Source organism: Phocaeicola oris, assembly GCF_021295095.1.
Taxonomy (GTDB): Bacteria; Bacteroidota; Bacteroidia; order Bacteroidales; family Bacteroidaceae; genus Phocaeicola; species Phocaeicola oris.
On record NZ_JAJLQX010000015.1, the window covers coordinates 52477 to 78881 of the forward strand.

A 26405-nucleotide genomic window follows, 5' to 3' on the forward strand; every position below is an offset into this window, starting at 1 on the left:
TATTATGAAAAGGAAAAATATATTATTATGCGCTTCTATCTTAAGCGGATTGTGTTTGTCATCTTGCACTGGAGGGTTTTTGGATGAAGACCGAAATCCTAACTCTCTTTCACCAAATATTTTTTGGAAAAGTGAAACGGACATTATGAAAGGCTTGACCAGTGCTTACGCCGCTTTGCAACCCAGTGCCAGCTGGGCAGTTCCTTATGAGCGATATGTTGTAATTGACAATTACCGTAGCGATGAAATCGATTTCCGTGCAGATGTCACTTCATGGATGAGCATTGCGATGTTTACTAATGATCCAGATAATAGTGTGACCAAAAAAGAATGGACTAATTTGTATACAGGCATAAATTATGCTAATCAATGTATAGACAATATTCCGAATGTTTCGGGGGAAAACGCTGATTTGGAAGTCGTAAAGAAGCAAGCGATGGCTGAAGCCCGATTCTTGAGAGCCTATTTTTATTATCGGTTGTATTTGAACTATGGAGAGAAGATACCCATTTACCTTCATGAGCTTAAAGGAACTGAAAAAGAGTTCTATCCGGAACAGGCAAAAGAAGGAGAACTTGTTAACTTCATTGAAACGGAGCTTTCTGAAATTCAGAAGGATTTGCCCGAAAGCTATGAGGAAGATCAAGGAGGGAAAATTACCCGATATGCGGCTGCAGCTATTTTAGGTAAATTTTATATGTTCCGTCATGAAGTAGGAAAGGCTGAGAAGGAATTTGAGAAGCTGATAGGTAAATTTGAGCTGATGAAAAACTATGCGGACAATTTTGATGGGATGCACAAGAATAATCGGGAGTCTGTTTTTGAGATTCAATTTACAGGAGACATGACCGGAGGTCATAGGGAATATAACTTGTTCGCAATTCATCTTGCTCCATTTTCTGCTTATGACGGTGGTTATGAAGAGGCTTATCCGTCAGATTGGCTATTTGAGTTGATGAAGACAGATAAAACTGTTGACGGAAAATATAGCGACCGTATTTTATCTACTATTATTTTTGACGATCCGCATTGTCGTCCATCATACTATGATGCCGGAAAGAGTTTTTCTGATTACCATTCTCAAGGACAATTTTTCTGGCATAAATATGTGACTTGGAGTCCGGAGTTAAGTGCCGAATGGTATCGAAGCGGATACAACATTCCGGTAGTTCGATATGCAGATGTTTTACTGCTATATGCCGAGTGCCTGAATGAAAGAGGAGCTACGGCAGAAGCTATTTCGTACATTAACAAGGTGCGTAACCGTGTCAACGTACCTACTTTGCCTGCCACTCTTTCCAAAGCAGATGTATTGAAACATTTGCAGGATGTGGAACGTCCGTGCGAGTTAGCGTTAGAGGGAATTCGTTGGTATGATTTGATTCGGTGGGGTATTGTTGGTGAGACATTGAAAACACACAAAAAGCCCTATGTGGAAAATTATGTAGATACGAAACACACATTGTTTCCTATTCCCAGCAATGAATTTCTTATGAATCCCGATTGGGAGCAAAATCCGAATTTTAGTAAATAATTCGATATTCAAATTTCAGGATGAGGGTGTGTTAAGACTAAACTGATCAATCGGAAAAGTATGGGATTGTAAGAGACAAACATAAAATAGCCTTATCAAACTTCATTTTGAGGTAATGATAGGGCTATTTATACAGCAGCTGAAGATAGAGTGTAATTTCAGATTAGAAGTTTATCTTCACTGTATTGAGTTTTGGCATACCTTCATCCTTTTTAACCTTACAGTATACCTTCCCCGGTTCGGGATAAGTTTTTCTAAAATAATGTAAGCTGCTTTTTATCTTCAATAGTGTATCTTTCTTACCAATCATATTTTTCAATTATTAATATTGCTGTCTGGTAAAACTTTTATTCCGCCATTGAGCGGATTTAAGGGCGAAGCTTAATTCGTTTCCGATAGTAAAATTCTTGATTAGCCTGTCTTTCTGAAGTTTTTTGAGAGACAGGCTAATTTTTGAGCAAAAAATATTGTTTCTTAAAAAATAATATGTAACTTTGCAGCCCAAAATGTATAATTTTGACTTTAGTATAGATAATTAATAAACAATAATATATAAATTAAAAACAAAACAAAATGCCTACTATTCAACAATTAGTAAGAAAAGGAAGACAGGTTTTGGTAGACAAGAGTAAATCACCGGCACTTCAGTCATGCCCTCAGAAGCGTGGCGTGTGTGTTCGTGTGTATACTACTACGCCTAAGAAGCCTAACTCAGCAATGCGTAAGGTTGCTCGTGTCCGTTTGACCAATTCACATGAGGTCAACTCTTACATTCCGGGAGAAGGACATAATCTTCAGGAACACTCTATCGTACTTGTACGTGGCGGTCGTGTAAAGGATTTGCCGGGTGTTCGTTACCACATCGTGCGTGGAACATTGGATACAGCCGGTGTAGCCGGTCGTACACAACGTCGTAGCAAGTATGGCGCTAAACGTCCTAAAGAAGGCAAGAAGTAATTAACAGGATACTTCTGGAGTTTTAAACAGTATTTTTTTTTGAAATTTAGTTTTTGGTTTGTTGGAAGAAGCAATAAAGGTTGAGTAAATGCTTCGGTGGAAGTGTTGAAGTAGACGAAGAGTGCAGCCCCAAACAAAAACATTAGTTTTAGAACAATGAGAAAAGCAAAACCAAAAAAACATGTGATCCTGCCGGATCCGGTGTTCAATGACGTAAAGGTCTCAAAATTCGTTAATCATCTGATGTATGATGGTAAGAAGAACACCTCTTATGAAATCTTTTATGACGCGCTGGAAACAGTAAAGTCAAAACTTCCAAACGAAGAGAAGTCGGCATTGGAAGTTTGGAAAAAGGCACTTGACAATATCACTCCTCAGATTGAGGTTAAATCACGCCGTATCGGTGGCGCGACATTCCAGGTTCCTACAGAAATTCGTCCGGAACGTAAGGAGTCTGTTTCCATGAAGAATATGATTTCTTTCGCTCGCAAGCGTGGTGGTAAATCTATGGCAGACAAATTGGCTGCGGAGATTGTTGATGCGTATAACGAACAAGGCGGTGCTTTCAAACGTAAGGAGGATATGCACCGTATGGCTGAAGCTAACCGTGCATTTGCACACTTCAGATTCTAATCAAGTTTTAATTTTAAGCAAGAATAACAAATGGCAAATCAAAATTTGAATTTGACCCGTAATATTGGTATCATGGCTCACATTGATGCCGGTAAGACAACCACTTCAGAGCGTATTTTGTATTACACAGGGTTGACTCACAAGATTGGTGAAGTTCACGACGGTGCTGCTACAATGGACTGGATGGAGGAGGAGCAGGAGCGTGGTATTACTATTACCTCAGCTGCTACTACTTGTCATTGGAAGTGGAACGATAACACTTATAAAATTAACTTGATTGATACTCCGGGACACGTTGACTTTACCGCGGAGGTTGAGCGTTCACTTCGTGTACTCGATGGCGCGGTTGCTACGTATGCTGCTGTCGGTGGTGTTGAACCACAGTCAGAAACAGTATGGCGTCAGGCAGAAAAATATGGTGTGCCATGTTTGGCTTATGTTAATAAGATGGACCGTTCCGGTGCCGACTTTTTTGATGTAATGAATCAGATGATAGAAAAGTTAGGCGCAAACCCATGTCCTGTGATGATACCTATTGGTGCTGAGGAAAACTTCAAAGGTATTGTTGACCTTATTAAGATGAAGGCGATTTATTGGCATGATGAGTCAATGGGTTCAGAATATGAAGTTGATGATATTCCTGCAGATATGGCAGATCAGGCTCAGGAATGGCACGATAAGATGATTGAGAACGCAGCTTCATTTGATGATGCCTTGATGGAGAAATATTTTAATGACGCCTCTTCTATTACTGAAGAAGAAATCATTGCTGCTATTCGTAAAGGCACTGTAGCTCACGAGCTTGTTCCTATGACTTGTGGTTCTTCATTCAAGAATAAAGGTGTTCAGCCTTTGCTTGATTATATCTGTGCGTTTTTGCCTTCACCATTGGATACTCCAAACATTGCAGGAACAAATCCGGAAACAGGTGCAGAAGAAGACCGTCGTCCATCAGAGGATGAGGCTACTTCAGCTTTGGCATTTAAAATTGCAACAGATCCATACGTAGGTCGTTTGGTTTATTTCCGTGTTTATTCGGGAAAAGTTGCTGCCGGGTCGTACATTTATAACACTCGTTCTGGAAAGAAAGAGCGTGTTTCCCGTTTATTCCAGATGTTTTCGAATAAACAGAATCCGGTGGAAGAAATCGGTGCCGGAGATATCGGCGCAGGTGTTGGCTTTAAGGATATTCATACAGGTGATACTCTTTGTGATGAAAATCATCCTATTGTACTTGAGTCTATGGACTTCCCTGATCCGGTTATCGGTATCGCTGTTGAGCCTAAGACTCAGAAAGATATGGAAAAACTTTCTAACGGTTTGGCTAAGTTGGCGGAAGAGGACCCAACATTCCGTGTTCATACAGATGAACAGACCGGCCAGACAGTCATCGAAGGTATGGGTGAGCTTCATTTGGATATTATTCTGGAGCGTTTGAAACGTGAGTTTAAAGTAGAATGTAACCAGGGACGTCCTCAGGTTGCTTATAAAGAAGCCATTACTCAGACTGTTGAGCTTCGTGAGGTTTATAAAAAGCAGACAGGTGGTCGTGGTAAGTTTGCAGACATTATCGTTACGGTTGGTCCGGTTGATCCAGACTTTACGCAGGGTGGTTTGCAATTTGTTGATGAGGTTAAGGGCGGTAACGTTCCTAAAGAATATATCCCTTCAGTGCAGAAAGGCTTTACTACCGCAATGAAGAGTGGTGTTCTTGCAGGTTATCCTCTTGATTCTTTGAAAGTGGTTTTGAAAGATGGTTCTTACCATCCGGTCGATTCAGATCAACTTTCATTTGAAATTTGTGCTATTTCAGCCTATAAAAAGGCGTGTGAAAAAGCAGGTCCTACCTTATTGGAACCTATTATGAAGTTGGAGGTTGTTACTCCGGAAGAGAATATGGGTGATGTTATTGGTGACTTAAACAAACGTCGCGGTCAGGTTGAAGGAATGGAATCAACTAAGTCCGGTTCCCGCATCGTTAAGGCGATGGTTCCTCTGTCAGAGATGTTCGGTTATGTAACCGCATTGCGTACCATTACTTCCGGTCGTGCAACATCTTCAATGACATACGATCATCATACAGCTGTATCTCCGACAATTGCAAGAACAATTCTTGAAGAGGTTAAAGGTCGTGTTGAATTGATTAAGTAAAGAAAAAGAAGACAGGGGCTACGAATTAGCGAATGACTCTTAATTCGGCCCCGCCTTTAATGAATAACAATTTAATAATAAAAAAACAAATGAGTCAAAAGATTAGAATTAAACTGAAATCCTATGATCACAACTTGGTTGATAATTCAGCTGAGAAGATTGTAAGAACAGTGAAAGCAACCGGTGCTATTGTCAGTGGTCCTATTCCATTGCCTACACACAAGAAAATTTTCACTGTTAATCGTTCAACTTTTGTAAATAAGAAATCTCGTGAACAGTTTGAGCTTTCATCTTACAAGCGTTTGATCGATATTTATAGCTCAACAGCTAAGACTGTCGATGCTTTGATGAAGCTTGAATTACCGAGTGGTGTAGAAGTAGAGATCAAAGTTTAATATTAAAATTTAACTGAAATGCCAGGATTATTAGGAAAAAAAATCGGAATGACTTCCGTTTTTAGTGCTGATGGAAAGAATGTTCCATGCACTGTTATCGAAGCTGGTCCTTGTGTAGTTACTCAGATTAAAAGTGAAGAGAAGGATGGATACGCTGCCGTTCAGGTAGGTTTCCAGGACATGAAAGAAAAACATGCCACAAAACCTTTGCTTGGGCACTTTAAAAAAGTTGGTGTAACTCCAAAGAGACACTTGGCCGAGTTCAAAAATTTTGAGAAAGAGTACAATTTAGGTGACGTAATCACAGTAGATTTGTTCGAGGGCACAGATTTCGTAGACGTTACTGGTACTTCTAAAGGTAAAGGTTTTCAGGGCGTTGTTAAACGTCATGGATTTGGTGGCGTAGGCCAGACTACTCATGGTCAGCATAACAGAGCTCGTAAACCGGGTTCTATTGGTGCTTGTTCATACCCAGCAAAAGTCTTCAAAGGCATGCGTATGGGTGGTCAACTTGGTGGTGACCGTGTTACAACACAGAACTTACGCGTATTAAAGGTAATTCCGGACCATAACCTTCTATTGATTAAGGGTTCAGTAGCCGGATGCAAAGGTTCAATCGTAATAATTGAGAAATAATGGAAGTTAACGTATTAAATATTAAAGGTGAGGACACCGGAAGAAAGGTTACGTTAAACGAATCTATCTTCGGAATTGAACCTAATGATCATGCCATTTTTATGGATGTGAAACAGTATTTGGCTGATCAGCGTCAGGGAACTCATAAATCAAAGGAAAGAAGTGAGGTTAGCGGTTCTACACGTAAATTAGGTCGTCAAAAAGGTGGTGGTGGCGCACGTCGTGGTGATATCAATTCACCACTGCTGGTAGGTGGCGCACGTGTATTCGGACCTAAGCCACGCGATTATTCATTCAAGTTGAATAAGAAAGTGAAGGCTTTGGCTCGTCGTTCGGCATTGGCATACAAAGCAAAAGATAATTCAATCTTAGTTGTTGAGGACTTCAATTTTGATGCACCAAAGACGAAAGATTTTGTTGCAATGATAAATAATCTTAAAATTGCTGACAAAAAGTTACTTTTTGTTTTGCCTAATGGAAATAAAAATGTATATTTGTCAGCTCGTAATCTACAGGGAGTCAAATTATCTACAGCTTCTGCATTGAATACATATAATGTACTCGACGCTGAGACTATTGTTGTGACTGAAGATTCACTGAAGGTTATTGATGGAATCTTGTCTTAATTAATAATGAGGAGGCTAAATAATGGGATTTATAGTAAAACCGTTAGTAACTGAGAAAATGACAGCTGAGACCGAGAAATTGAATCGTTTCGGTTTCATTGTTCGTCCAGAGGCTAACAAATTGGAGATTAAGAAAGAAGTAGAATCTTTATATAATGTAACAGTGTTGTCTGTAAATACAATGAATTATACGGGCAAGAATAAGAGTCGTTATACAAAGGCAGGCCTTGTCAAAGGGAAAACAAATGCTTATAAAAAAGCAATTGTTACTTTGAAGAAGGGTGATACAATTGATTTTTATAGCAATATTTAATAGAGATGGCAGTACGTAAATTTAAGCCCACAACACCTGGGCAGAGACATAAGATTATTGGTACTTTTGAAGAAATTACTGCGTCAGTACCAGAGAAGTCTCTTGTATATGGTAAACGAGCAAGCGGTGGTCGTAATAATGTCGGAAAGATGACAGTACGCTATATCGGTGGCGGTCACAAGCGCAAATTTCGTTTGATTGATTTCAAGAGAGAAAAAGATGGTGTTCCAGCAGTCGTGAAGACAATTGAGTATGATCCGAATCGTTCGGCTCGAATTGCTTTGTTGTTTTATGCTGATGGAGAAAAGCGATATATTATTGCTCCTAGTGGTTTGCAAGTAGGTCATACCGTTATGTCAGGCGCTAATGCAGCTCCAGAGATTGGAAATGCATTGCCACTTGAGAATATCCCTATCGGTACGGTAATTCATAATATTGAGTTACGTCCGGGGCAGGGTGCTGCTTTGGTTAGATCTGCAGGTAATTTTGCTCAATTGACTTCTCGTGAAGGGGGTTACTGTGTTATAAAATTGCCTTCTGGTGAATTGCGTAAAATCCTTTCAACATGTAAGGCTACAATTGGTGCAGTAGGAAATTCAGACCATGGATTGGAAAGTTCAGGAAAAGCTGGACGCTCACGTTGGTTTGGATTCCGTCCACACAACCGTGGTGTTGTAATGAATCCGGTTGATCACCCAATGGGTGGTGGTGAAGGTCGTGCGTCCGGTGGTCATCCACGTTCTCGTAAGGGATTGTATTCTAAGGGCTTGAAGACAAGAGCTCCAAAGAAACAGTCTTCTAAGTATATAATTGAAAGAAGAAAGAAATAACCATTAATTGAGTAAATTATGAGTCGTTCATTAAAAAAAGGTCCGTATATTAACGTAAAACTTGAAAACAAGGTTCTATCCATGAATGAAAGTGGAAAGAAAGAAGTCGTTAAGACATGGGCTAGAGCTTCAATGATATCACCTGATTTTGTAGGTCATACTATTGCAGTTCATAACGGAAATAAATTTATTCCTGTTTATATCACTGAAAACATGGTGGGACATAAGCTGGGCGAATTCGCTATGACACGTACCTTCCGTGGTCATTCAGGTAATAATAAGAAATAGTTAAACAGGGGAAACTGAAGAAAAAGTAATAAGATAATGGGAAAAAGGAAATCAATATCGGCTGCCAACAGAAAAGAAGCCCTTAAGACCATGTATTTCGCGAAATTGCGGAACGTCCCTACTTCTCCGCGGAAAATGCGCTATGTTGTTGATATGATTCGTGGTATGGAAGTGAATCGCGCACTTGGTATCTTGAAGTTCTCTTCGAAAGAAGCTGCTGCAAGAGTTGAAAAGTTGCTGCGCTCTGCTATTGCTAATTGGGAACAGAAAAACGATCGTAAAGCTGAAGACGGTGAATTATATGTATCTAAAGTTTTTGTTGATGAGGGAGCTACACTAAAGAGACTACGTCCGGCTCCACAGGGTAGAGGATACCGTATTCGCAAACGCGCTAATCACGTTACGTTGTTCGTAGATTCTAAGAATACTAATGATAATAAAAATTAAGTAGTTAGATGGGACAGAAAATTAATCCAATAAGCAATCGTTTAGGAATTATCAGAGGTTGGGATTCTAATTGGTATGGTGGCAATAATTATGGAGAAAACTTGGTAGAAGATACCAAGATTCGTAAATATTTAAAAGCCAGACTTGCAAAAGCCAGCATTTCAAGAATCGTGATTGAACGTACACTGAAATTGGTGACAATTACAGTGTGTACAGCACGTCCTGGAGTTATCATTGGTAAAGGCGGTCAGGAAGTAGATAAGCTGAAGGAGGAGTTGAAAAAGATAACTGATAAGGATATTCAAATCAATATCTTTGAAGTTAAGAAGCCGGAGCTTGATGCTGTCATTGTTGCAAATAATATTGCTCGTCAGGTAGAAGGTAAGATAGCTTATCGTCGTGCTATTAAGATGGCCATCGCAAATACTATGCGTATGGGCGCTGAAGGTATTAAAGTTCAAATTTCAGGGCGTTTGAATGGTGCAGAAATGGCTCGTTCTGAAATGTTAAAGGAAGGTAGAACTCCATTACATACATTTCGTGCAGATATCGATTATTGTCAAGCTGATGCATTGACGAAAGTCGGTTTGCAGGGTATTAAAGTATGGATTTGTCGTGGTGAAGTTTATGGAAAGCGAGAACTTGCTCCAAACTTTGCACAAGCTAAGGATAATAACCGTGGTGGCGGCAATAATGGTGGCAAGAACTTCAGAAGAAAGAGAAATAATAATCGTTAATCGATTTGAATTTTAAGAATTATGTTACAACCGAAGAAAGTAAAGTTCAGAAGACACCAGACAGGCCGTCGTAATAATAAAGGTTACGCTCATAGAGGGAATCAGCTGGCCTTCGGGTCTTTTGGCATTAAGGCTCTTGAGCCAAAATGGATAACAGAAGCTCAAATAGAAGCTGCTCGTGTAGCAGTAACAAGATATATGCAGCGTCAGGGACAGATTTGGATCCGTATTTTCCCGGATAAGCCAATCACTCGTAAACCTGCTGACGTACGTATGGGTAAAGGTAATGGTGATCCTGTAGGTTTCGTGGCTGCGGTCCTTCCAGGCCGCATCATCATCGAAGCCGATGGCGTTCCTTATGATGTAGCAAAAGAGGCTTTGCGCTTAGCTGCCCAGAAGCTTCCTATCACTACAAAATTTATTGTTAGACGTGATTTCGATCCGAATCAAAATGCTTAATTTATTATGAAGATTGCAGAAATTAGAGAAATTCCAACTAACGAGTTGGCAGAAAGAATTGACACAGAAGTTGCCAATTACAACCAGATGTTGTTGAATCATTCTATCTCTCCGCTGGAAAATCCTGCTCAAATTAAGAGATTACGCAGAACAATTGCGCGGATGAAAGCAGAATTACGTCAGAGAGAACTTAACAAATAAAATTAGTCCTCATGGAAGCTAGAAATTTAAGAAAGGAAAGAACGGGTGTTGTGATTAGTAATAAGATGGATAAGACCATTACTGTTGCTACTGTTTTTAAGGAAAAACACCCTATGTATGGTAAGTTCGTTCAAAAGACGAAGAAATATCATGTTCATGATGAGAAGAATGAATGTAATGTAGGTGATACAGTACATATTATGGAAACTCGTCCGTTGAGCAAGACAAAAAGATGGAGATTGGTTTCAATAATAGAAAGAGCTAAGTAATTATGATACAAGCAGAATCCAAACTTACAGTATGTGATAACAGTGGCGCAAAGGAAGCTCTTTGTATTCGCGTTTTAGGTGGTACAAGAAGACGTTACGCTTCTGTAGGGGATGTAATTGTTGTCGCTGTACAAAGCGTTATCCCTTCAAGTGATATTAAAAAAGGTGCCGTATCAAAGGCTTTGATTGTGCGTACTAAGAAAGAGATCCGTCGTGCTGATGGTTCTTATATTCGTTTTGATGATAATGCTTGCGTTTTGTTGAATAATGCAGGCGAAATTAGAGGTAGCCGTATTTTCGGTCCGGTTGCGAGAGAGTTACGTGCAACAAATATGAAGGTCGTTTCTTTGGCACCTGAAGTACTTTAATTTAGTAAACGATTATAGTAATGAGTAAATTACATATTAAAAAAGGTGATACAGTTTACGTTAATTCTGGTGAAGATAAAGGTAAGACTGGACGTGTACTGAAAGTTCTTGTTAAAGAGAACCGTGCTATTGTTGAAGGTATCAATATGGTTTCCAAGAGCACAAAACCAAGTGCAAAGAATCCTCAAGGAGGAATCGTTAGACAGGAAGCAGCTGTTCATATCTCAAATTTGAATCCGGTTGATCCTAAGACAGGGAAGCCAACACGTATTGGTAGACGAGAGAGTGCTGATGGAAAGACATTTGTTCGTTACGCTAAAAAATCAGGAGAGGAGATTAAATAATGAGTAATACTGCTAGCCTTAAGAAAGAATATGCAGAGCGTATAGCTCCAGCATTAAAGAAACAGTTTCAATATTCTTCTTCTATGCAAATCCCAGTTCTTAAGAAGATCGTCATTAATGAGGGTCTTGGTGAGGCTGTCGCAGATAAGAAGATTATAGAAGTTGCTATTAATGAGTTAACTGCAATCACTGGGCAGAAAGCTGTTGCAACAGTTTCGCGTAAAGATATAGCAAATTTTAAGTTGCGTAAAAAAATGCCAATAGGTGTTATGGTAACTTTGCGTCGTGAAAAAATGTATGAATTTTTGGAGAGACTTGTTCGTGTTGCATTACCACGTATTCGTGACTTCAAAGGAATCAATTCGAAATTTGATGGTAGAGGTAACTATACTTTGGGTATCGATGAACAGATTATTTTCCCAGAAATCAACATTGATAGTATAACTAAGATTCTTGGAATGAACATTACTTTTGTTACTTCTGCAAAAACAGATGAAGAAGGTTTTGCGTTGTTGAAGGAATTTGGTTTACCATTTAAGAATCAAAAAAATTAATATATAGAGAGTATGGCAAAAGAATCGATGAAAGCTCGTGAAGTCAAAAGAGCTAAACTTGTCGCCAAATACGCTGAGAAGCGTGCTGCGCTGAAGAAGATTGTCAATACGGGTGATCCTGCAGATGCTTATGATGCTGCTCGTAAATTGCAGGCTTTGCCTAAAAATGCAAATCCTATTCGTTTGCACAATCGTTGTAAGTTAAGCGGGCGCCCAAAAGGTTATATTCGTCAGTTTGGCATCTCAAGAATTGATTTCCGTGAGATGGCTTCTAATGGATTAATTCCAGGCGTTAAGAAAGCAAGCTGGTAATTCTTTTTTAAATATTGTCAGGGAAGTCCTGATTAATTTAATTTTTATTTTATATGACAGATCCTATCGCAGATTATCTCACTAGGTTGAGAAATGCAATTAGTGCTAAGCACAGAGTAGTTGAAGTACCTGCCTCAAATCTGAAAAAAGAAATCACTAAGATTCTTTTTGATAAGGGGTATATTTTAAACTACAAATTTGTTGAAGATGGTCCTCAGGGAACTATTAAGATTGCGTTGAAGTATGATACCGTTAATAAGGTTAATGCTATCAAGAGTCTTCAAAGAGTTTCTACACCAGGTTTACGTAAGTATACTGGTTACAAAGACATGCCGAGAGTAATTAATGGTTTAGGTATTGCTATAATATCTACTTCCAAGGGTGTAATGACAGATAAGGAAGCCGCTGAACAGAAAATTGGTGGCGAAGTCCTTTGTTATGTATATTAATTAGGAGGATAAGCAATGTCAAGAATTGGTAAATTACCTATCAGTATTCCTAACGGAGTCATTGTAACGTTAGAGAATGATATTATTACAGTCAAAGGACCTAAGGGTGAGTTGAAGCAGTATATTAATCCTGCAATTGATGTGACTATTGAAGACGGTTATGTTTCTTTCAAAGAAAATGACAAGCTTATGCAGGATGATCTTAAGCAGAGGCATGCTTTTCATGGTTTGTACCGTGCTTTAGTTAATAATATGGTTGTTGGTGTTTCTACAGGTTACAAGAAAGAGCTTGAACTTGTTGGTGTTGGTTACCGTGCATCTAATAATGGAAATATTATTGAATTTGCATTAGGTTACACTCATAATATTTTTATGCAATTACCTCCAGAGATTAAAGTCGAGACTAAATCGGAGAAAAATAAAAATCCTCTGATTACTTTGGAATCATGCGACAAACAATTACTTGGTCAGGTATGTGCTAAGATTCGTTCTTTCCGTATGCCGGAACCTTATAAGGGTAAAGGTATTAAGTTTGTTGGCGAAGAAATTCGTAGAAAGTCTGGTAAGACTGCTGCAGCTAAATAATTTTTAAATTAGTATCATTATGACAACAAAAGTAGAAAGACGAATTAAAATTAAATATAGAGTACGCAATAAGATTTCTGGTACTACAGAACGTCCACGTATGAGCGTTTTTAGAAGTAACAAGCAAATCTACGTTCAAATTATTGATGATTTAAAAGGTGAGACTATAACTTCTGCTTCTTCACTCGGAATGGAGGCTATGCCTAAGATAGAACAAGCTAGTAAAGTTGGTGAACTGATTGCTAAAAAAGCTCAGGAAGCAGGTGTTACTACAGTTGTATTTGACCGTAATGGTTACTTGTATCATGGGAGAATTAAAGCAGTTGCTGATGCTGCTCGTAACGGTGGACTTAAATTTTAATCAATTATGGCAAATAATAGAGTTAAGATATCTAACGATGTAGAGTTGAAAGACAGATTGGTTGCTATTAATCGTGTAACTAAAGTTACAAAGGGTGGTAGAACATTTACTTTCGCTGCAATTGTCGTTGTTGGAAACGAGGACGGGGTTATTGGCTTAGGCTTAGGTAAGGCTGGTGAAGTGACGACTGCTATTGCTAAAGGTGTAGAAGCCGCAAAGAAGAACCTCACTCGTGTTCCTGTTATTAAAGGAACAGTTCCTCATGAACAAACGGCTAAGTTTGGTGGTGCTGAAGTGTTCATCAAACCGGCTTCTACGGGTACTGGTGTTGTTGCTGGAGGTGCTATGCGTGCTGTTTTGGAGAGTGTGGGTATTACAGATGTTTTGGCAAAGTCTAAAGGATCTTCTAATCCACACAATCTTGTAAAAGCTACTATTCTTGCTTTAAGTGAAATGAGAGATGCTCGTACTATTGCGCAGAATAGAGGTATTAGTATGGAAAGAGTATTTAAAGGTTAAGGGGGATAATTTATGTCAATTATAAAGATCAAACAAATAAAAAGTAGAAACCGTGTTTGTGAACGTCAAAGAAGAACATTGGATACGCTCGGTCTGCATAAATTAAATCAAGTTGTTGAGCGTGAGGATACTCCTTCCGTTCTTGGTTTGGTAGAGAAGGTAAAGCACCTTGTTACTATCATTAAGTAATTTCCAGAATTTAAAAATTGATTACGATATGAATTTAAGTAATTTAAAACCAGCTGAAGGATCAACTAAAGCACGTAAAAGAATTGGTCGTGGACCAGGTTCTGGTTATGGTGGTACTTCTACAAGAGGTACAAAAGGTGCTAAGTCAAGATCTGGCTATAAGAAAAAGATTGGTTTTGAAGGTGGTCAGATGCCACTTCAAAGACGTCTTCCTAAATTCGGCTTTAAGAATATTAACCGTGTGGAGTATAAAGCTATTAACTTGAGCACGTTGCAGAATCTTGCTGACGCAAAGAATCTATCAAAGATTAGCTTGAATGACTTAATTGAAGCAGGTTATGTTTCTTCTAACGAATTAGTTAAAATACTTGGTAATGGTAGCTTGACTACTAAGCTTGATGTAGAGGCAAATGCATTTTCAAAGAGTGCTGTAGCCGCAATCGAAGCTATTGGTGGTAATGCTGTAAAACTCTGATTCGATGAGAAAATCTATTGAAACATTAAAGAATATATGGAAAATAGAGGATTTGCGTCAAAGAATTCTCATTACCATATTATTTGTAGCTATTTACAGATTCGGTTCTTACGTGGTTCTCCCGGGTATTAACCCTTCTATGTTAACTCAATTACATCAGCAAACTAGTGAAGGTTTGTTAGCGCTGCTAAACATGTTCTCCGGAGGTGCTTTCTCAAACGCGTCAATCTTTGCGTTGGGGATCATGCCTTATATCTCGGCGTCCATTGTTATTCAGTTGCTTGCTATCGCTGTTCCTTACTTTCAGAAAATTCAACGTGAGGGCGAAAGTGGTAGAAGGAAGATCAATCAGTATACTCGTATATTGACTATCTTCATCTTGGTTTTCCAAGCACCTTCGTATTTGATTAACTTGAAAATGCAGGCGGGAGGTGCTCTTAATGCTTCTTTAGATTGGACGACCTTTATTATTACTTCTACAATTATTCTGGCCGCAGGCAGTATGTTCATTTTGTGGCTGGGTGAAAGAATCACAGATAAGGGTATTGGCAATGGTATTTCCTTAATTATTATGGTTGGTATCATTGCGCGTTTGCCTCAGGCTTTGGTTCAGGAAGTTGTTTCACGCTTCTCTTCTCCGGGTGCAGGTGGTATCGTAATGTTTTTGTTTGAGATGATATTCTTGTTACTGGTTATGGCTGCTGCTATCCTGTTAGTTCAGGGTGTACGAAAAGTGCCTGTTCAGTACGCAAAGCGTATCGTTGGAAATAAGCAGTATGGTGGTGCTCGTCAATACATACCATTGAAAGTTAACGCAGCGAATGTTATGCCTATTATCTTTGCTCAAGCATTGATGTTTATCCCTATTTCTATTATTGGATATTCTAATGTTGCAACGGCAAGTGGTGTAGCTCGTGCATTGATTGATAACAATGGTTTCTGGTATAATTTTATCTATGCGGCATTGATTATCATATTTACATATTTCTATACTGCGATTACAATTAATCCTACCCAGATGTCTGAAGATATGAAGAGAAATAATGGTTTCATTCCTGGTATAAAACCGGGAAAGAATACTGCTGATTATATTGATAGTATTATGTCTCGTATTACATTGCCAGGTTCAATATTCTTGGCACTTGTAGCCATTATGCCTGCATTTGCCGGTATATTTGGCGTACAGCGTGAATTTGCTCAGTTCTTCGGCGGTACTTCACTTTTGATTCTTGTTGGTGTTGTCTTGGATACATTACAGCAGATTGAGAGCCACTTGTTGATGCGCCATTATGATGGATTGTTGAATACCGGAAGAATTAGAGGACGTTCAGGTAATGCTCAGGCTTATTAATGGTTTGCTTGGAAGATGATATTTCTTAAAACAGAAGATGAGATAGAACTACTTCGTCAGAGTAATTTACTTGTTGGTAAAACTTTGGCTGAAGTAGCTAAAATCATAAAACCGGGGGTTACTACAAAGGAGCTTGATAAAGTAGCAGAAGAGTTTATTCGTGATAACGGAGCTACTCCTACTTTTAAAGGATTTCTTAATCAGTTTGGCCGGCCTTTCCCTGCCTCGATTTGTACTTCGGTAAATGATCAGGTAGTGCATGGCATTCCAAATGATATCCCTTTGAGGGATGGTGATATCGTTTCTGTTGATTGTGGTACCTATAAGAATGGTTTTTGCGGTGATTCATGCTATACATTCCCTGTTGGGGAGGTTTCGCCAGAAGTGATGCAGTTGCTAAAGACAACAAAGGAAGCACTTTACTTGGGAATTGAGAAAGCTATTCATGGTAATAGATTAGGTGATATAGGGGCTGCTGTACAAGAGCATTGTGAGGCAAAATCTTATGGAATTGTCAGAGAACTTGTCGGTCATGGTATAGGTAAAGATATGCATGAAGACCCGATGGTGCCTAATTATGGAAGACGTGGAAATGGTATTTTGTTAAAGAATGGGATGTGTATAGCGATAGAGCCAATGATTACGATGGGAGCACGTCAGATTTTTATTGAAAATGATGGTTGGACTATTCGTACTAAGGATGGCAAACCGGCAGCTCATTATGAGCATACGATAGCTATCGGAATTGGCAAAGCAGACATTCTATCATCTTTCGAATTTGTAGAACAAGTATTAGGAGATAAAGCAATTTAATATAATATATGGCTAAACAATCAGCTATAGAGCAAGATGGGACAATTGTAGAAGCATTGTCAAATGCAATGTTTCGCGTCGAATTGGAAAATGGACATGAAATAACCGCCCATATTTCTGGTAAGATGAGAATGCATTACATTAAAATATTACCTGGTGATAAGGTTAGGGTGGAGATGTCTCCATACGACTTATCAAAGGGCAGAATCGTTTTTAGATATAAATAAAAAAATAAAGATATGAAAGTAAGAGCATCAATCAAAAAACGTACGCCTGAATGTAAAATCGTAAGACGCAAAGGCCGTTTGTATGTTATTAACAAGAAAAATCCTAAGTATAAACAACGTCAAGGATAATTTATTATTTTTGCAGGAAAAATAATTTAATATATGGCTATAAGAATAGTTGGTGTAGATTTGCCTCAGAATAAGAGAGGTGAGATTGCGTTGACCTACATTTTTGGTATCGGACGCAGTAGTGCAGCTAAGATATTGGATAAGGCTGGTGTTGATCGTGATATTAAGGTTCAGGACTGGACCGATGATCAGGCAGCTCAGATTCGTAATATCATTGGTGCTGGATTCAAAGTTGAAGGAGATCTTCGCTCTGAAATTCAGATAAACATTAAAAGATTAATGGATATAGGTTGTTACCGCGGTGTCCGTCACCGTTTGGGTTTACCTGTTCGTGGACAGAGCACAAAGAATAATGCTCGTACTCGTAAGGGTAGGAAGAAAACTGTTGCAAATAAGAAGAAAGCTACTAAATAATAATCGTTAATATGGCAAAGAAAACAGTCGCTGCAAAGAAAAGAAATGTAAAAATTGATGCTAATGGACAGTTGCATGTTCATTCTTCATTCAATAATATCATTGTTTCTTTAACAAACAACGAGGGCCAGATTATCTCATGGTCTTCAGCAGGTAAGATGGGATTTAGAGGTTCTAAGAAGAACACTCCTTATGCAGCTCAAATGGCTGCCCAAGATTGTGCAAAAGTTGCATACGACCTTGGCCTTAGAAAGGTTAAAGCTTATGTTAAAGGTCCTGGAAACGGACGTGAGTCTGCAATCAGAACTGTACATGGAGCAGGTATTGAGGTTACAGAGATTGTCGATGTAACCCCGTTACCGCATAATGGTTGTCGTCCTCCTAAGAGAAGAAGAGTATAATAATAAGCTTAATTTATATGCGTCTTAATCTTGTTAATTTTTGGATTGCATTTCCTTTCTGTAATCGCGGCTGTAACAAATTAAGAGCATCAGAAAAACAAATTTAATTAGTAAATAAAATGGCAAGATATACTGGACCAAAATCAAAAATCTCACGTAAGTTCGGTGAAGGAATATTTGGAGCTGATAAGGTTTTAGCTAAGAAAAATTATCCTCCAGGCCAGCATGGTGTAAACCGCAGAAGAAAATCTTCTGAGTACGGCGTGATGTTAGCTGAAAAACAAAAAGCTAAATATACTTACGGGGTATTGGAAAAACAATTCCGTAACTTGTTTGACAAAGCCGCAAGACAGAATGGTATTACTGGTGAAATCCTGCTTCAGTTTCTGGAACAGCGTTTAGATAATGTAGTATACCGTTTGGGTATTGCCCCTACTCGTGCAGCTGCCCGTCAGTTAGTTGGACATAGACATATCGTTGTTGATGGCAAAGTAGTTTCTATTCCTTCTTACTCAGTTAAACCAGGTCAGATTGTAGGAGTTCGTGAAAAATCTAAATCTTTGGAAGTGATTGCTAATTCACTTGCCGGATTTAATCATGGCAAATATTCTTGGTTAGAATGGGATGAGAACTCAAAGTCAGGCAAGTTATTACATATTCCTGCAAGAGAAGATATCCCTGAGAACATTAAAGAACATTTGATCGTCGAATTGTACTCTAAATAATCATTAATTTCATGGCAATATTAGCATTTCAAAAACCTGATAAAGTATTAATGTTGGAAGCGGATGCCAAATATGGTAAATTTGAATTCCGCCCCCTTGAACCCGGTTTCGGTATTACCATCGGTAATGCATTACGCCGTATACTGCTTTCTTCTCTGGAAGGATTTGCAATCAATACAATTCGTATTGCTGGCGTAGAACATGAATTTGCTTCCGTGCCAGGTATTAAGGAAGATGTAACCGGCATTATCTTAAATCTGAAACAAGTAAGATTTAAGCAAGTAGTAGAAGAGTTTGAAAACGAGAAGGTAAGCATTACCATCGAGAATTCTAATGAATTTAAAGCAGGTGATATAAGTAAGTATCTGACTGGATTTGAAGTGTTAAATCCTGAATTGGTTATTTGCCATTTAGATCCTAAAGCAACTTTACAAATGGATATTACCATTAACAAGGGTAGAGGATATGTGCCGGCTGATGAAAACCTGCAGTTCTGTACTGATGTTAATGTTATTCCTATCGATTCTATTTACACACCGATTCGTAATGTAAAATATGCAGTTGAAAATTATCGCGTTGAACAGAAGACTGATTATGAAAAACTAGTTATAGAAATTACAACCGATGGTTCCATTCATCCGAAAGAAGCTTTGAAAGAAGCGGCCAAAATGTTGATTTATCACTTCATGTTGTTCTCAGATGAGAAGATTACACTTGAATCTTCCGACGGTGAGGGTAACGAGGAATTCGATGAAGAAGTATTGCACATGCGCCAGCTCCTCAAGACGAAGTTAGTTGATTTGGATCTTTCTGTTCGTGCGTTGAATTGTTTGAAAGCTGCTGATGTTGAAATATTAGGTGACTTGGTTCAATACAATAAGACAGATTTGCTGAAGTTCAGAAACTTTGGTAAGAAATCACTTACAGAATTGGAAGATCTGCTCGCAAGCTTAAATCTTTCATTTGGAACAGATATTTCAAAGTATAAATTAGATAAAGAATAAAATGAGACATAATAAGAAATTCAATCATCTGGGTCGTACTGCTTCTCATAGAGGTGCTTTGTTATCTAACATGGCGAGTTCTTTGATTAAACATAAAAGAATCAATACTACTGTAGAAAAGGCTAAAGCACTGAGAAAGTTTGTTGAGCCATTGATTACAAAATCGAAAGATGACACAACAAGTTCTCGTCGTGTAGTCTTCAGTTACTTACAGGACAAGTATGCTGTAACCGAATTGTTTAAAACAATTGCAACTAAAGTGGCTACCCGTCAGGGAGGTTATACCAGAATTATTAAGACCGGTAATCGTTTAGGTGATAACGCTGCTATGTGTTTCATCGAGTTGGTTGACTTTGATGAAAATATGGCAAAGGCTGCGCCGAAGAAAGCAACTCGTACACGTCGTTCGAAGAAAGCTGCTGCTAAGGCTGAGACTCCTGCTGAAGAAGTAAGCGAGGATGTAAATGCTTCTGAAGCTCCTGCAGAAGAGACTAAAGCTTAATTTCTTCCTGTAAAAGGAACTAATTTTAGTAATATATGAAAAGGGCTATCTCTATAACAGAGATGGCCTTTTTGCGTTCTAATGACCGATTTCATTTTTTTACTTGGTCTATTAAATTTGTCATCAAATGATCGGAAAAAGTGATGCGGATGAATCGCTCAACTGATGCGGATGAGTTGTTCAACTGATGCTGATGAGTTGTTTAACTGATGCTGATGACTTGATCGACTGATACGTATGAACAGACAAAAACTTCTGATGAATGCGCGAACTTATGTGTATCCCTTTTCATTCTCCTACATATCGGAATCGTAGCGGTTATGATTGGGTGACAAAAAAGTAATGTTATTATGTCTGTTCCTCTAAAAACTTTTACTAACTTGCGTTGCAATTGAAGAGATTACTTTAAATTAAAATTATTATATGAAACTTATCAATTTAGCTATTCTGGTTTTGGGTACATTGACCGGTTGCAATATGGTTACAACTAATATGCCGGAACAACATGTGAAAAACGATTTGCGGGCTCCTGCTTACCCATTGGTAACCATCGACCCTTATACGAGTGCATGGTCTATGATCGATAAACTATATGACGCTCCTGTAAAGCATTGGACGGGTAAAGATTTTCCTCTTATCGGTGTTGTGAAAGTTGATGATGCTATTTATCGTTTTATGGGTGATGATGAAGCCCAATATGATGTTATAGCAGGCACAGCTTCAGAATCAGGTTGGAAAGGGAAATATACGTTGACACAACCTTCCGATGGTTGGGAAAAGCCTGACTTTAAGGATGATAGTTGGAAAATAAGTGATGCCGCTTTTGGAACGGATAATGAGGCAACCGCTAAAACCGCGTGGAACAGCGAATGGATTTGGGTTCGTCGTGAAATTGAGTTGACAGGTGATTATAAAGGTAAACAGGTTTATCTGAATTACTCTCATGATGATGATGCCGTTATATATGTTAACGGTGTTAAAGTTGTTGATACGGGCAATAACGCAAAGAGTGGGGAGCAACAGAAGTTGACTCAGGAAGCGTTGGCTACTCTTCATGAGGGGAAAAATATCATTGCAGCTTCTTGTCGTAACAGAGTAGGTGGTGGCTTGATTGATTTTGGAATGTCGGTTAAGAGAGAAAAGACAAATACTTTTGTACAAACTGCGCGACAAACCAATGTGGATGTACAGGCAACGCAGACTTATTATGATTTTACTTGCGGAACGGTGGATTTGCGTCTTACTTTTACTGCTCCGGCTTTTGTAAATGATCTGGAATTGGTTAGTCGTCCGGTAAATTATCTGACTTACAGCGTAAATGCGAACGATGGAAAGAAGCATGATATTCAGGTTTATTTTGAGGCAGGAAAGCAATGGGCTGTCGATCTCCCTACTCAAGCTACCGTTAGTAAATCTGGTGAGGAGGGGAATTTGGTTTATGTAAGTACCGGAAGCAAAGATCAGAAGATTTTAGGGAAGAAAGGTGATAATGTCCGTATTGATTGGGGATACTTCTATATGGCTGCGCCAAAGGCAAATGCAAAAGTTGCCACAGGTGATCCTAAAGTTTTGCGAGATAATTTTGTGAAAGGAAAAGATTTTCAATCTACGCCGACAACCGATTCTGATAAATTGGCCATCGTTTCTTCATTAGGTAAGACGAAAGCGGCAGATGGTCATGTTCTGTTTGCATACGATGATGTGTATTCTATTCAGTATTTTGAAGAGAATCTTCGTCCATATTGGAATAGGAATAATGACCAGACCATTTTTACTCAGATGAGTAAGGCAGAAAAAGATTATGATGCTCTGATGGAACAGGCTATTGAGTGGGATCGGATGATTTATTCGGATGCAGAAAAAGTGGGAGGAAAGAAATATGCCGAACTTTGCGCGACAGCTTACCGTCAGGTAATGAACGCGCATAAACTTGTTCAGTCTCCAAACGGCGACCTGCTTTGGTTGTCAAAGGAATGTTTTAGCAATGGATCTATCAATACCGTTGATTTAACTTATCCTTCAGCTCCGATGTTCCTTGTGTATAATCCGGAATTAGAAAAAGGCATGATGAATGGTATATTTTATTATAGTGAGAGTGGTAAGTGGGAGAAGCCTTTCTCTGCACACGATATAGGAACCTATCCTTTGGCTAATGGTCAGACTTATGGTGGTGATATGCCGGTTGAGGAGAGTGGTAATATGTTGATTTTGGCAGCTGCCATTGCAACGGTGGAAAATAATGCCGATTATGCTAAAAAGCATTGGGAGACCCTGACTATTTGGGCTGATTATCTTATTGATAAGGGGTTGGATCCGGAAAATCAGCTATGCACAGACGACTTTGCCGGCCATTTGGCACACAATGCAAATCTGTCTGTCAAGGCAATTATGGGAGTAGCTTCTTATGGATATTTGGCAGAAATGCTTGGTCAGAAAGATATAGCAAAGAAATATATGGATAAAGCAAAGGAGATGGCTTCACAATGGCCGGGTATGGCCGAGGAGAACGACCATTATAAACTTGCTTTCGACCAGTCTGATACATGGAGCATGAAGTATAATCTTGTGTGGGATCAATTGCTGAAGTTCAATCTTTTCCCGAGAGAGGTTGGGCAGAAGGAGTTGAAGTACTACATGACCAAGATTAATAAGTATGGGCTGCCTTTGGATTGTCGGGAAACCTATACGAAGAGTGATTGGATTTTGTGGACAGCTGCTATGGCTGAAGATAAAGATACATTTAATAAACTGGTTGATCCTGTTTGGCAGTTCATGAATGATACGCAAAATCGTGTGCCGATGAGCGATTGGTCTTGGACACTCACTCCTGAACAAAGAGGTTTCCAAAACCGTTCCGTAATTGGTGGTTATTGGATGCCGATATTGAAAGAAAAACTGTTGAAGTGACCTTATGATAACCGACGACGCGGAGATAATCCGCGTCGTCAGATATACTAAATGGTTATTGGAGTTTATAGAATTGTTCCCAGCCTTTGCGTGGCGGTATCCCTGCTAACATAGAATTAGCAAACGCATTGTTGGTGAACTGTTTTGTGCGTGGATCAAAGAACAATTGAGTATTCAAACGTTGTGCTATCACGCCTAAGCAGAATACTTCGCAGAGCACACCGCAAATCTCAAATGGCGAACGGGTTTTCTCAATACCTTGACAAGCCAATAAGAAGTTCTCGAAGTGATTAGATGGGCTCTTTGGTACTTCCGGCAACTTATTGGCCATTTCTCTGGCTTTTTCTTCAGGAATAATGGACAATGTGCTACCGTGACTGCCGCCTTTGAAAATTAAATCTTTAGAGTAGATGATTTTACCCGGAGCTAATGTCTTGTTAGAAGTATTGCCTTGATTGGTCGTTGGAACATTGGCTGCTTCCTCTTGACCACCGAACCCTTCCGGCAATGGTGGAAGATTATCGAGACCATCGTACCACCAAACATCAACCGGTGGCATTTCTTTTCTTGCGCCAAAGCGGAACAGAATAGTCGATGAGAACGGATAGAAGTAATCGTTATGTCCTTTTGCGTATTTCATGTTAATCTCGTAAGGCAAACCTAACTCCAGAAATTCATGCGCAGTATCTAAAAGGTGAGCTCCCCAATCACCTAATGCCCCCATACCAAAATCGTACCAGCAGCGCCAGTTGCCTTGATGGTATTTCTCACTATATTCATGATACTGAGCAGCTCCTAACCAAGTATCCCAATCCATATCCTTCGGCATCGGATCAGCTTGCGGATAGCGGTAGATGTTGGCATCATAGTTATGCCAACGGCGACTATTGTTCATGTGAGCGACAATTTTCGTTACATCTTTAATAATGCCTGCGTCTTGCCAAGCTTTAAACTGAAAATAGTTAGCTTCAGAGTGACCTTGGTTACCTATTTGAGTCGCCAGATTCGGATGTTTCTTTGCCATCTGAATGAGTAACTCGCCTTCGTTGAAGGTACGGCATAACGGTTTCTCAATATAGATATGCTTACCTTGCGACAGTGCTAACATGGCAATCGGAAAGTGATCGAAGTCCGGAACGGCAGCAGCTACAGCATCGAATTCATTACCTATTTCGTCAAACATCTTACGATAATCTCGATAACGCTTAGCATTCGGATATTTGTTTAAAATAGGAAGGGTTTGCTTATTACCCATATCAACGTCGCAGAGTGCAACAACCTCAACCATATCGGTTTTTGCAAAATCTTCAATGATTTGTTGACCACGGTTACCAATGCCAATGTAGGCAATCTTTACTTTGCCAGCTTTGTAGTGTTGTTTAGCTGTTTGAGCTTGTACAAACTCTGCCGGATTCATCGCTAATCCGGCAGAAGCCACAGCCACAGATTTTAAAAAGTCTCTTCTTGTAATCATAATTTTTCAATGATATTAGATGTTATATTTATATATTGAAATTCATAGAATATGTTTAGCAAATATAAGATATTATTTTCTAAAGTTTGAAAAAGATGAATCGAAATATGAAATTTTCTTTTTTCCTATTATCTTTGTCCTTGTAACTACAATAAGAAAATTACTATGAACTACAGAACTATTATCGCAGCTTCTTTATTAATGTGCTTACCGATGGAAGCTGTCTTTTCCGGACAAGCTGACGGACAAATAACTATTTGTATGAATGATGCTATAAGAAAGGATAACCGTCCGGCTATTGATAAGCGACTTTTTCATTCTGACGCAGTTGAGGCTCAGATTAAAAAGGTACAGGGGATGCTTACTAACGCTCGTCTGGCTTGGATGTTTACGAATTGCTTTCCGAATACACTTGATACAACTGTTCATTTTCGTCATTTTGCGGATGGACGTCCCGATACATTTGTTTATACCGGAGATATTCATGCGATGTGGCTTCGCGATTCGGGGGCGCAGGTTTGGCCGTATGTTGCCTTAGCTAATGAGGACGCACATCTCAAAGAAATGATTGCCGGTGTTATTAATAGGCAGTGGATGTGTATTAATATCGATCCGTATGCGAACGCTTTTAATGATGGTCCTACCGGTGGTGAGTGGCAAAAAGATAAGACAGACATGAAACCGGAGTTACATGAACGGAAATATGAGATTGATTCGTTGTGTTATCCATTGCGTCTGGCTTATCAATATTGGAAGGTAACGGGTGATACATCAGTATTTGATAGTAATTTTATTCAAGCTGTTCAGAATATTCTAAAGACATTTAAAGAACAGCAGCGCAAAGAGGGTGTTGGACCATATAAATTCCAACGTGTGACCGATCGGGCATTAGATACAGTTGCTTGTGATGGCTATGGTCGACCAGTGAAACCGATTGGACTAATAGCTTCTGTTTTTCGTCCTTCGGATGATGCTACTGCTTTGCTTTTCCTTATACCATCTAATTTTTTTGCAGTCAGTTCATTACGTAAAGTTGCAGAGATTTTAACTACGGTTAGCCATGAGGCTGTTTTAGCCAAAGAATGTACAGATTTAGCTTCAGAAGTTGAGGCAGCTTTGAAAAAGTATGCTACTTATGACCATCCTAAGTATGGAACTATTTATGCGTATGAAGTTGATGGGTTTGGAAATCATTTTCTGATGGATGATGCGAATGTGCCAAGTTTGTTGGGTATGCCCTATTTGGGAGATGTTGATGTGAATGATTCTATTTATCAGAATACACGTAGGTTTGTTTGGAGTGAAGATAATCCTTATTTTTTTAAAGGTACAGCAGGTGAGGGGATAGGTGGACCGCACATAGGTTATGATATGATTTGGCCGATGACAATTATGATGAAAGCTTTTACTTCGCAGAATGATGCAGAGATAAAGTCGTGCATTGAGTCTTTGATGACTACGGATGCAGGAACGGGTTTTATGCATGAATCGTTTAATAAAGATGATGCGTCGAAATTTACACGTACTTGGTTTGCTTGGCAAAATACGTTGTTTGGTGAGTTGATTCTCAAACTTATAAATGATGGTAGGGTTGATTTGCTGAATAGCATTACAATTCAGTAGCATGTAATCAAAAATCTTTTTCACTTTTAGCATGTTGAGAATCAGCGTATTGTTATAAAGGGATGGAAATAAGTTTAAAAAAAGCATAAAAAGATTTGCGTGTTATTTAAAGTTGTTCTACCTTTGTACCCGCTTTCCGCAAGGGAGCGCATCGATCTTTGAAAGAATGACAAACAGACAAAGCAGTACAAGCGTTCCGTATT

The 26405-nt window shown here is 39.0% G+C and carries 38 protein-coding genes; 36 read left to right on the plus strand and 2 right to left on the minus strand.

Annotated features, from left to right (window positions below; translation table 11 throughout):
- Nucleotides 1-4: 4 nt before the first annotated feature.
- A complete protein-coding gene (locus tag LO761_RS08695; protein WP_272817894.1) occupies nt 5-1534 on the plus strand; it encodes a RagB/SusD family nutrient uptake outer membrane protein in 1530 nt (509 codons plus the stop codon).
- A 163-nt stretch (nt 1535-1697) separates the two neighbouring features.
- Here LO761_RS08695 and LO761_RS08700 read toward each other — a convergent pair whose 3' ends face one another.
- Nucleotides 1698-1844, minus strand: coding sequence for a hypothetical protein (locus tag LO761_RS08700; RefSeq protein WP_272817895.1), 147 nt, complete (start codon nt 1842-1844; stop codon nt 1698-1700).
- Nucleotides 1845-2107: 263 nt separating this feature from the next.
- On the opposite strand from LO761_RS08700, the gene rpsL reads away from it, so the two are divergent.
- The 34 genes from rpsL to LO761_RS08870 all read left to right on the plus strand — a co-directional run bounded on the left by rpsL (nt 2108) and on the right by LO761_RS08870 (nt 23105).
- Nucleotides 2108-2491 carry a 30S ribosomal protein S12 gene (gene rpsL, locus LO761_RS08705; RefSeq protein WP_272817896.1) on the plus strand — a complete coding sequence of 128 codons (384 nt, stop codon included), beginning with the start codon at nt 2108-2110 and terminating at the stop codon, nt 2489-2491.
- Nucleotides 2492-2647: 156 nt separating this feature from the next.
- Complete coding sequence (rpsG, locus tag LO761_RS08710) at nt 2648-3124, plus strand: 30S ribosomal protein S7 (protein ID WP_272817897.1); 477 nt, start codon at nt 2648-2650, stop codon at nt 3122-3124.
- A gap of 30 nt (nt 3125-3154) precedes the next feature.
- The gene (gene fusA, locus LO761_RS08715) at nt 3155-5275 is read left to right on the plus strand and encodes an elongation factor G (RefSeq protein WP_272817898.1); all 2121 of its coding nucleotides are present in this window, start codon (nt 3155-3157) and stop codon (nt 5273-5275) included.
- 89 nt (nt 5276-5364) lie between these two features.
- On the plus strand, nt 5365-5670 hold the full coding sequence (rpsJ, locus tag LO761_RS08720; RefSeq protein ID WP_272817899.1) for a 30S ribosomal protein S10: 306 nt from the start codon (nt 5365-5367) through the stop codon (nt 5668-5670).
- An 18-nt stretch (nt 5671-5688) separates the two neighbouring features.
- On the plus strand, nt 5689-6306 hold the full coding sequence (gene rplC / locus LO761_RS08725; RefSeq protein WP_272817900.1) for a 50S ribosomal protein L3: 618 nt from the start codon (nt 5689-5691) through the stop codon (nt 6304-6306).
- A complete protein-coding gene (rplD, locus tag LO761_RS08730) occupies nt 6306-6932 on the plus strand; it encodes a 50S ribosomal protein L4 (RefSeq protein ID WP_272817901.1) in 627 nt (208 codons plus the stop codon). The genes rplC and rplD overlap by 1 nt, the downstream gene beginning before the upstream one ends.
- A 22-nt stretch (nt 6933-6954) precedes the next feature.
- The gene (gene rplW, locus LO761_RS08735; RefSeq protein WP_272817902.1) at nt 6955-7245 is read left to right on the plus strand and encodes a 50S ribosomal protein L23; all 291 of its coding nucleotides are present in this window, start codon (nt 6955-6957) and stop codon (nt 7243-7245) included.
- Nucleotides 7246-7250: 5 nt separating this feature from the next.
- On the plus strand, nt 7251-8075 hold the full coding sequence (gene rplB / locus LO761_RS08740; RefSeq protein ID WP_272817903.1) for a 50S ribosomal protein L2: 825 nt from the start codon (nt 7251-7253) through the stop codon (nt 8073-8075).
- 18 nt (nt 8076-8093) lie between these two features.
- Nucleotides 8094-8363 carry a 30S ribosomal protein S19 gene (rpsS, locus tag LO761_RS08745; RefSeq protein WP_272817904.1) on the plus strand — a complete coding sequence of 90 codons (270 nt, stop codon included), beginning with the start codon at nt 8094-8096 and terminating at the stop codon, nt 8361-8363.
- A gap of 36 nt (nt 8364-8399) precedes the next feature.
- Nucleotides 8400-8810, plus strand: a complete 411-nt coding sequence (rplV, locus tag LO761_RS08750) for a 50S ribosomal protein L22 (RefSeq protein WP_272817905.1) — start codon at nt 8400-8402, stop codon at nt 8808-8810.
- Between the two features lie 8 nt (nt 8811-8818).
- A complete protein-coding gene (gene rpsC / locus LO761_RS08755; protein WP_272817906.1) occupies nt 8819-9547 on the plus strand; it encodes a 30S ribosomal protein S3 in 729 nt (242 codons plus the stop codon).
- A 21-nt stretch (nt 9548-9568) separates the two neighbouring features.
- A complete protein-coding gene (gene rplP / locus LO761_RS08760) occupies nt 9569-10006 on the plus strand; it encodes a 50S ribosomal protein L16 (RefSeq protein WP_272817907.1) in 438 nt (145 codons plus the stop codon).
- A 6-nt stretch (nt 10007-10012) separates the two neighbouring features.
- Nucleotides 10013-10207, plus strand: a complete 195-nt coding sequence (gene rpmC / locus LO761_RS08765) for a 50S ribosomal protein L29 (protein WP_272817908.1) — start codon at nt 10013-10015, stop codon at nt 10205-10207.
- A gap of 11 nt (nt 10208-10218) precedes the next feature.
- Nucleotides 10219-10476, plus strand: coding sequence for a 30S ribosomal protein S17 (rpsQ, locus tag LO761_RS08770; RefSeq protein WP_272817909.1), 258 nt, complete (start codon nt 10219-10221; stop codon nt 10474-10476).
- Between the two features lie 2 nt (nt 10477-10478).
- On the plus strand, nt 10479-10844 hold the full coding sequence (gene rplN, locus LO761_RS08775; RefSeq protein ID WP_272817910.1) for a 50S ribosomal protein L14: 366 nt from the start codon (nt 10479-10481) through the stop codon (nt 10842-10844).
- A 20-nt stretch (nt 10845-10864) separates the two neighbouring features.
- The gene (rplX, locus tag LO761_RS08780) at nt 10865-11188 is read left to right on the plus strand and encodes a 50S ribosomal protein L24 (protein WP_272817911.1); all 324 of its coding nucleotides are present in this window, start codon (nt 10865-10867) and stop codon (nt 11186-11188) included.
- Nucleotides 11188-11742 (plus strand): 50S ribosomal protein L5, encoded by a 555-nt coding sequence (gene rplE / locus LO761_RS08785; protein WP_272817912.1) that lies wholly within the window; start codon nt 11188-11190, stop codon nt 11740-11742. Before rplX ends, rplE begins: the two co-directional genes overlap by 1 nt.
- Before the next feature lie 12 nt (nt 11743-11754).
- Entirely contained in the window at nt 11755-12054 is a 300-nt protein-coding gene (gene rpsN, locus LO761_RS08790) for a 30S ribosomal protein S14 (RefSeq protein ID WP_272817913.1), read from the plus strand.
- 53 nt (nt 12055-12107) lie between these two features.
- Nucleotides 12108-12503 carry a 30S ribosomal protein S8 gene (rpsH, locus tag LO761_RS08795; RefSeq protein ID WP_272817914.1) on the plus strand — a complete coding sequence of 132 codons (396 nt, stop codon included), beginning with the start codon at nt 12108-12110 and terminating at the stop codon, nt 12501-12503.
- A gap of 15 nt (nt 12504-12518) precedes the next feature.
- A complete protein-coding gene (gene rplF / locus LO761_RS08800) occupies nt 12519-13088 on the plus strand; it encodes a 50S ribosomal protein L6 (RefSeq protein WP_272817915.1) in 570 nt (189 codons plus the stop codon).
- Nucleotides 13089-13107: 19 nt separating this feature from the next.
- Nucleotides 13108-13449, plus strand: a complete 342-nt coding sequence (rplR, locus tag LO761_RS08805) for a 50S ribosomal protein L18 (RefSeq protein WP_272817916.1) — start codon at nt 13108-13110, stop codon at nt 13447-13449.
- Between the two features lie 3 nt (nt 13450-13452).
- Nucleotides 13453-13968: a 30S ribosomal protein S5 gene (rpsE, locus tag LO761_RS08810; RefSeq protein ID WP_272817930.1), complete on the plus strand. Its 516-nt coding sequence runs from the start codon at nt 13453-13455 to the stop codon at nt 13966-13968.
- Nucleotides 13969-13980: 12 nt separating this feature from the next.
- A complete protein-coding gene (rpmD, locus tag LO761_RS08815; RefSeq protein WP_272817917.1) occupies nt 13981-14157 on the plus strand; it encodes a 50S ribosomal protein L30 in 177 nt (58 codons plus the stop codon).
- A 28-nt stretch (nt 14158-14185) separates the two neighbouring features.
- The gene (gene rplO, locus LO761_RS08820; RefSeq protein ID WP_272817918.1) at nt 14186-14632 is read left to right on the plus strand and encodes a 50S ribosomal protein L15; all 447 of its coding nucleotides are present in this window, start codon (nt 14186-14188) and stop codon (nt 14630-14632) included.
- A 4-nt stretch (nt 14633-14636) separates the two neighbouring features.
- Nucleotides 14637-15983 (plus strand): preprotein translocase subunit SecY, encoded by a 1347-nt coding sequence (gene secY / locus LO761_RS08825; RefSeq protein ID WP_272817919.1) that lies wholly within the window; start codon nt 14637-14639, stop codon nt 15981-15983.
- 15 nt (nt 15984-15998) lie between these two features.
- Nucleotides 15999-16796, plus strand: coding sequence for a type I methionyl aminopeptidase (gene map / locus LO761_RS08830; RefSeq protein ID WP_272817920.1), 798 nt, complete (start codon nt 15999-16001; stop codon nt 16794-16796).
- Nucleotides 16797-16804: 8 nt separating this feature from the next.
- Nucleotides 16805-17023, plus strand: a complete 219-nt coding sequence (gene infA, locus LO761_RS08835) for a translation initiation factor IF-1 (RefSeq protein WP_272817921.1) — start codon at nt 16805-16807, stop codon at nt 17021-17023.
- A gap of 12 nt (nt 17024-17035) precedes the next feature.
- Nucleotides 17036-17152 (plus strand): type B 50S ribosomal protein L36, encoded by a 117-nt coding sequence (gene ykgO / locus LO761_RS08840; protein WP_021311189.1) that lies wholly within the window; start codon nt 17036-17038, stop codon nt 17150-17152.
- 33 nt (nt 17153-17185) lie between these two features.
- A complete protein-coding gene (rpsM, locus tag LO761_RS08845) occupies nt 17186-17566 on the plus strand; it encodes a 30S ribosomal protein S13 (RefSeq protein ID WP_272817922.1) in 381 nt (126 codons plus the stop codon).
- An 11-nt stretch (nt 17567-17577) separates the two neighbouring features.
- A complete protein-coding gene (rpsK, locus tag LO761_RS08850; RefSeq protein WP_272817923.1) occupies nt 17578-17967 on the plus strand; it encodes a 30S ribosomal protein S11 in 390 nt (129 codons plus the stop codon).
- A gap of 119 nt (nt 17968-18086) precedes the next feature.
- On the plus strand, nt 18087-18692 hold the full coding sequence (gene rpsD, locus LO761_RS08855) for a 30S ribosomal protein S4 (RefSeq protein WP_272817924.1): 606 nt from the start codon (nt 18087-18089) through the stop codon (nt 18690-18692).
- An 11-nt stretch (nt 18693-18703) separates the two neighbouring features.
- Nucleotides 18704-19696, plus strand: coding sequence for a DNA-directed RNA polymerase subunit alpha (locus LO761_RS08860; RefSeq protein ID WP_272817925.1), 993 nt, complete (start codon nt 18704-18706; stop codon nt 19694-19696).
- A gap of 1 nt (nt 19697) precedes the next feature.
- Entirely contained in the window at nt 19698-20198 is a 501-nt protein-coding gene (gene rplQ / locus LO761_RS08865; protein WP_272817926.1) for a 50S ribosomal protein L17, read from the plus strand.
- Between the two features lie 423 nt (nt 20199-20621).
- Nucleotides 20622-23105, plus strand: a complete 2484-nt coding sequence (locus LO761_RS08870) for a glutaminase family protein (protein WP_272817927.1) — start codon at nt 20622-20624, stop codon at nt 23103-23105.
- 55 nt (nt 23106-23160) lie between these two features.
- Here LO761_RS08870 and LO761_RS08875 read toward each other — a convergent pair whose 3' ends face one another.
- The gene (locus tag LO761_RS08875; protein ID WP_272817928.1) at nt 23161-24579 is read right to left on the minus strand and encodes a Gfo/Idh/MocA family oxidoreductase; all 1419 of its coding nucleotides are present in this window, start codon (nt 24577-24579) and stop codon (nt 23161-23163) included.
- Between the two features lie 213 nt (nt 24580-24792).
- Here LO761_RS08875 and LO761_RS08880 point away from each other — a divergent pair, with 213 nt between their 5' ends.
- Nucleotides 24793-26202, plus strand: coding sequence for a glycoside hydrolase family 125 protein (locus LO761_RS08880; protein ID WP_407951555.1), 1410 nt, complete (start codon nt 24793-24795; stop codon nt 26200-26202).
- Nucleotides 26203-26405 lie beyond the last annotated feature (203 nt).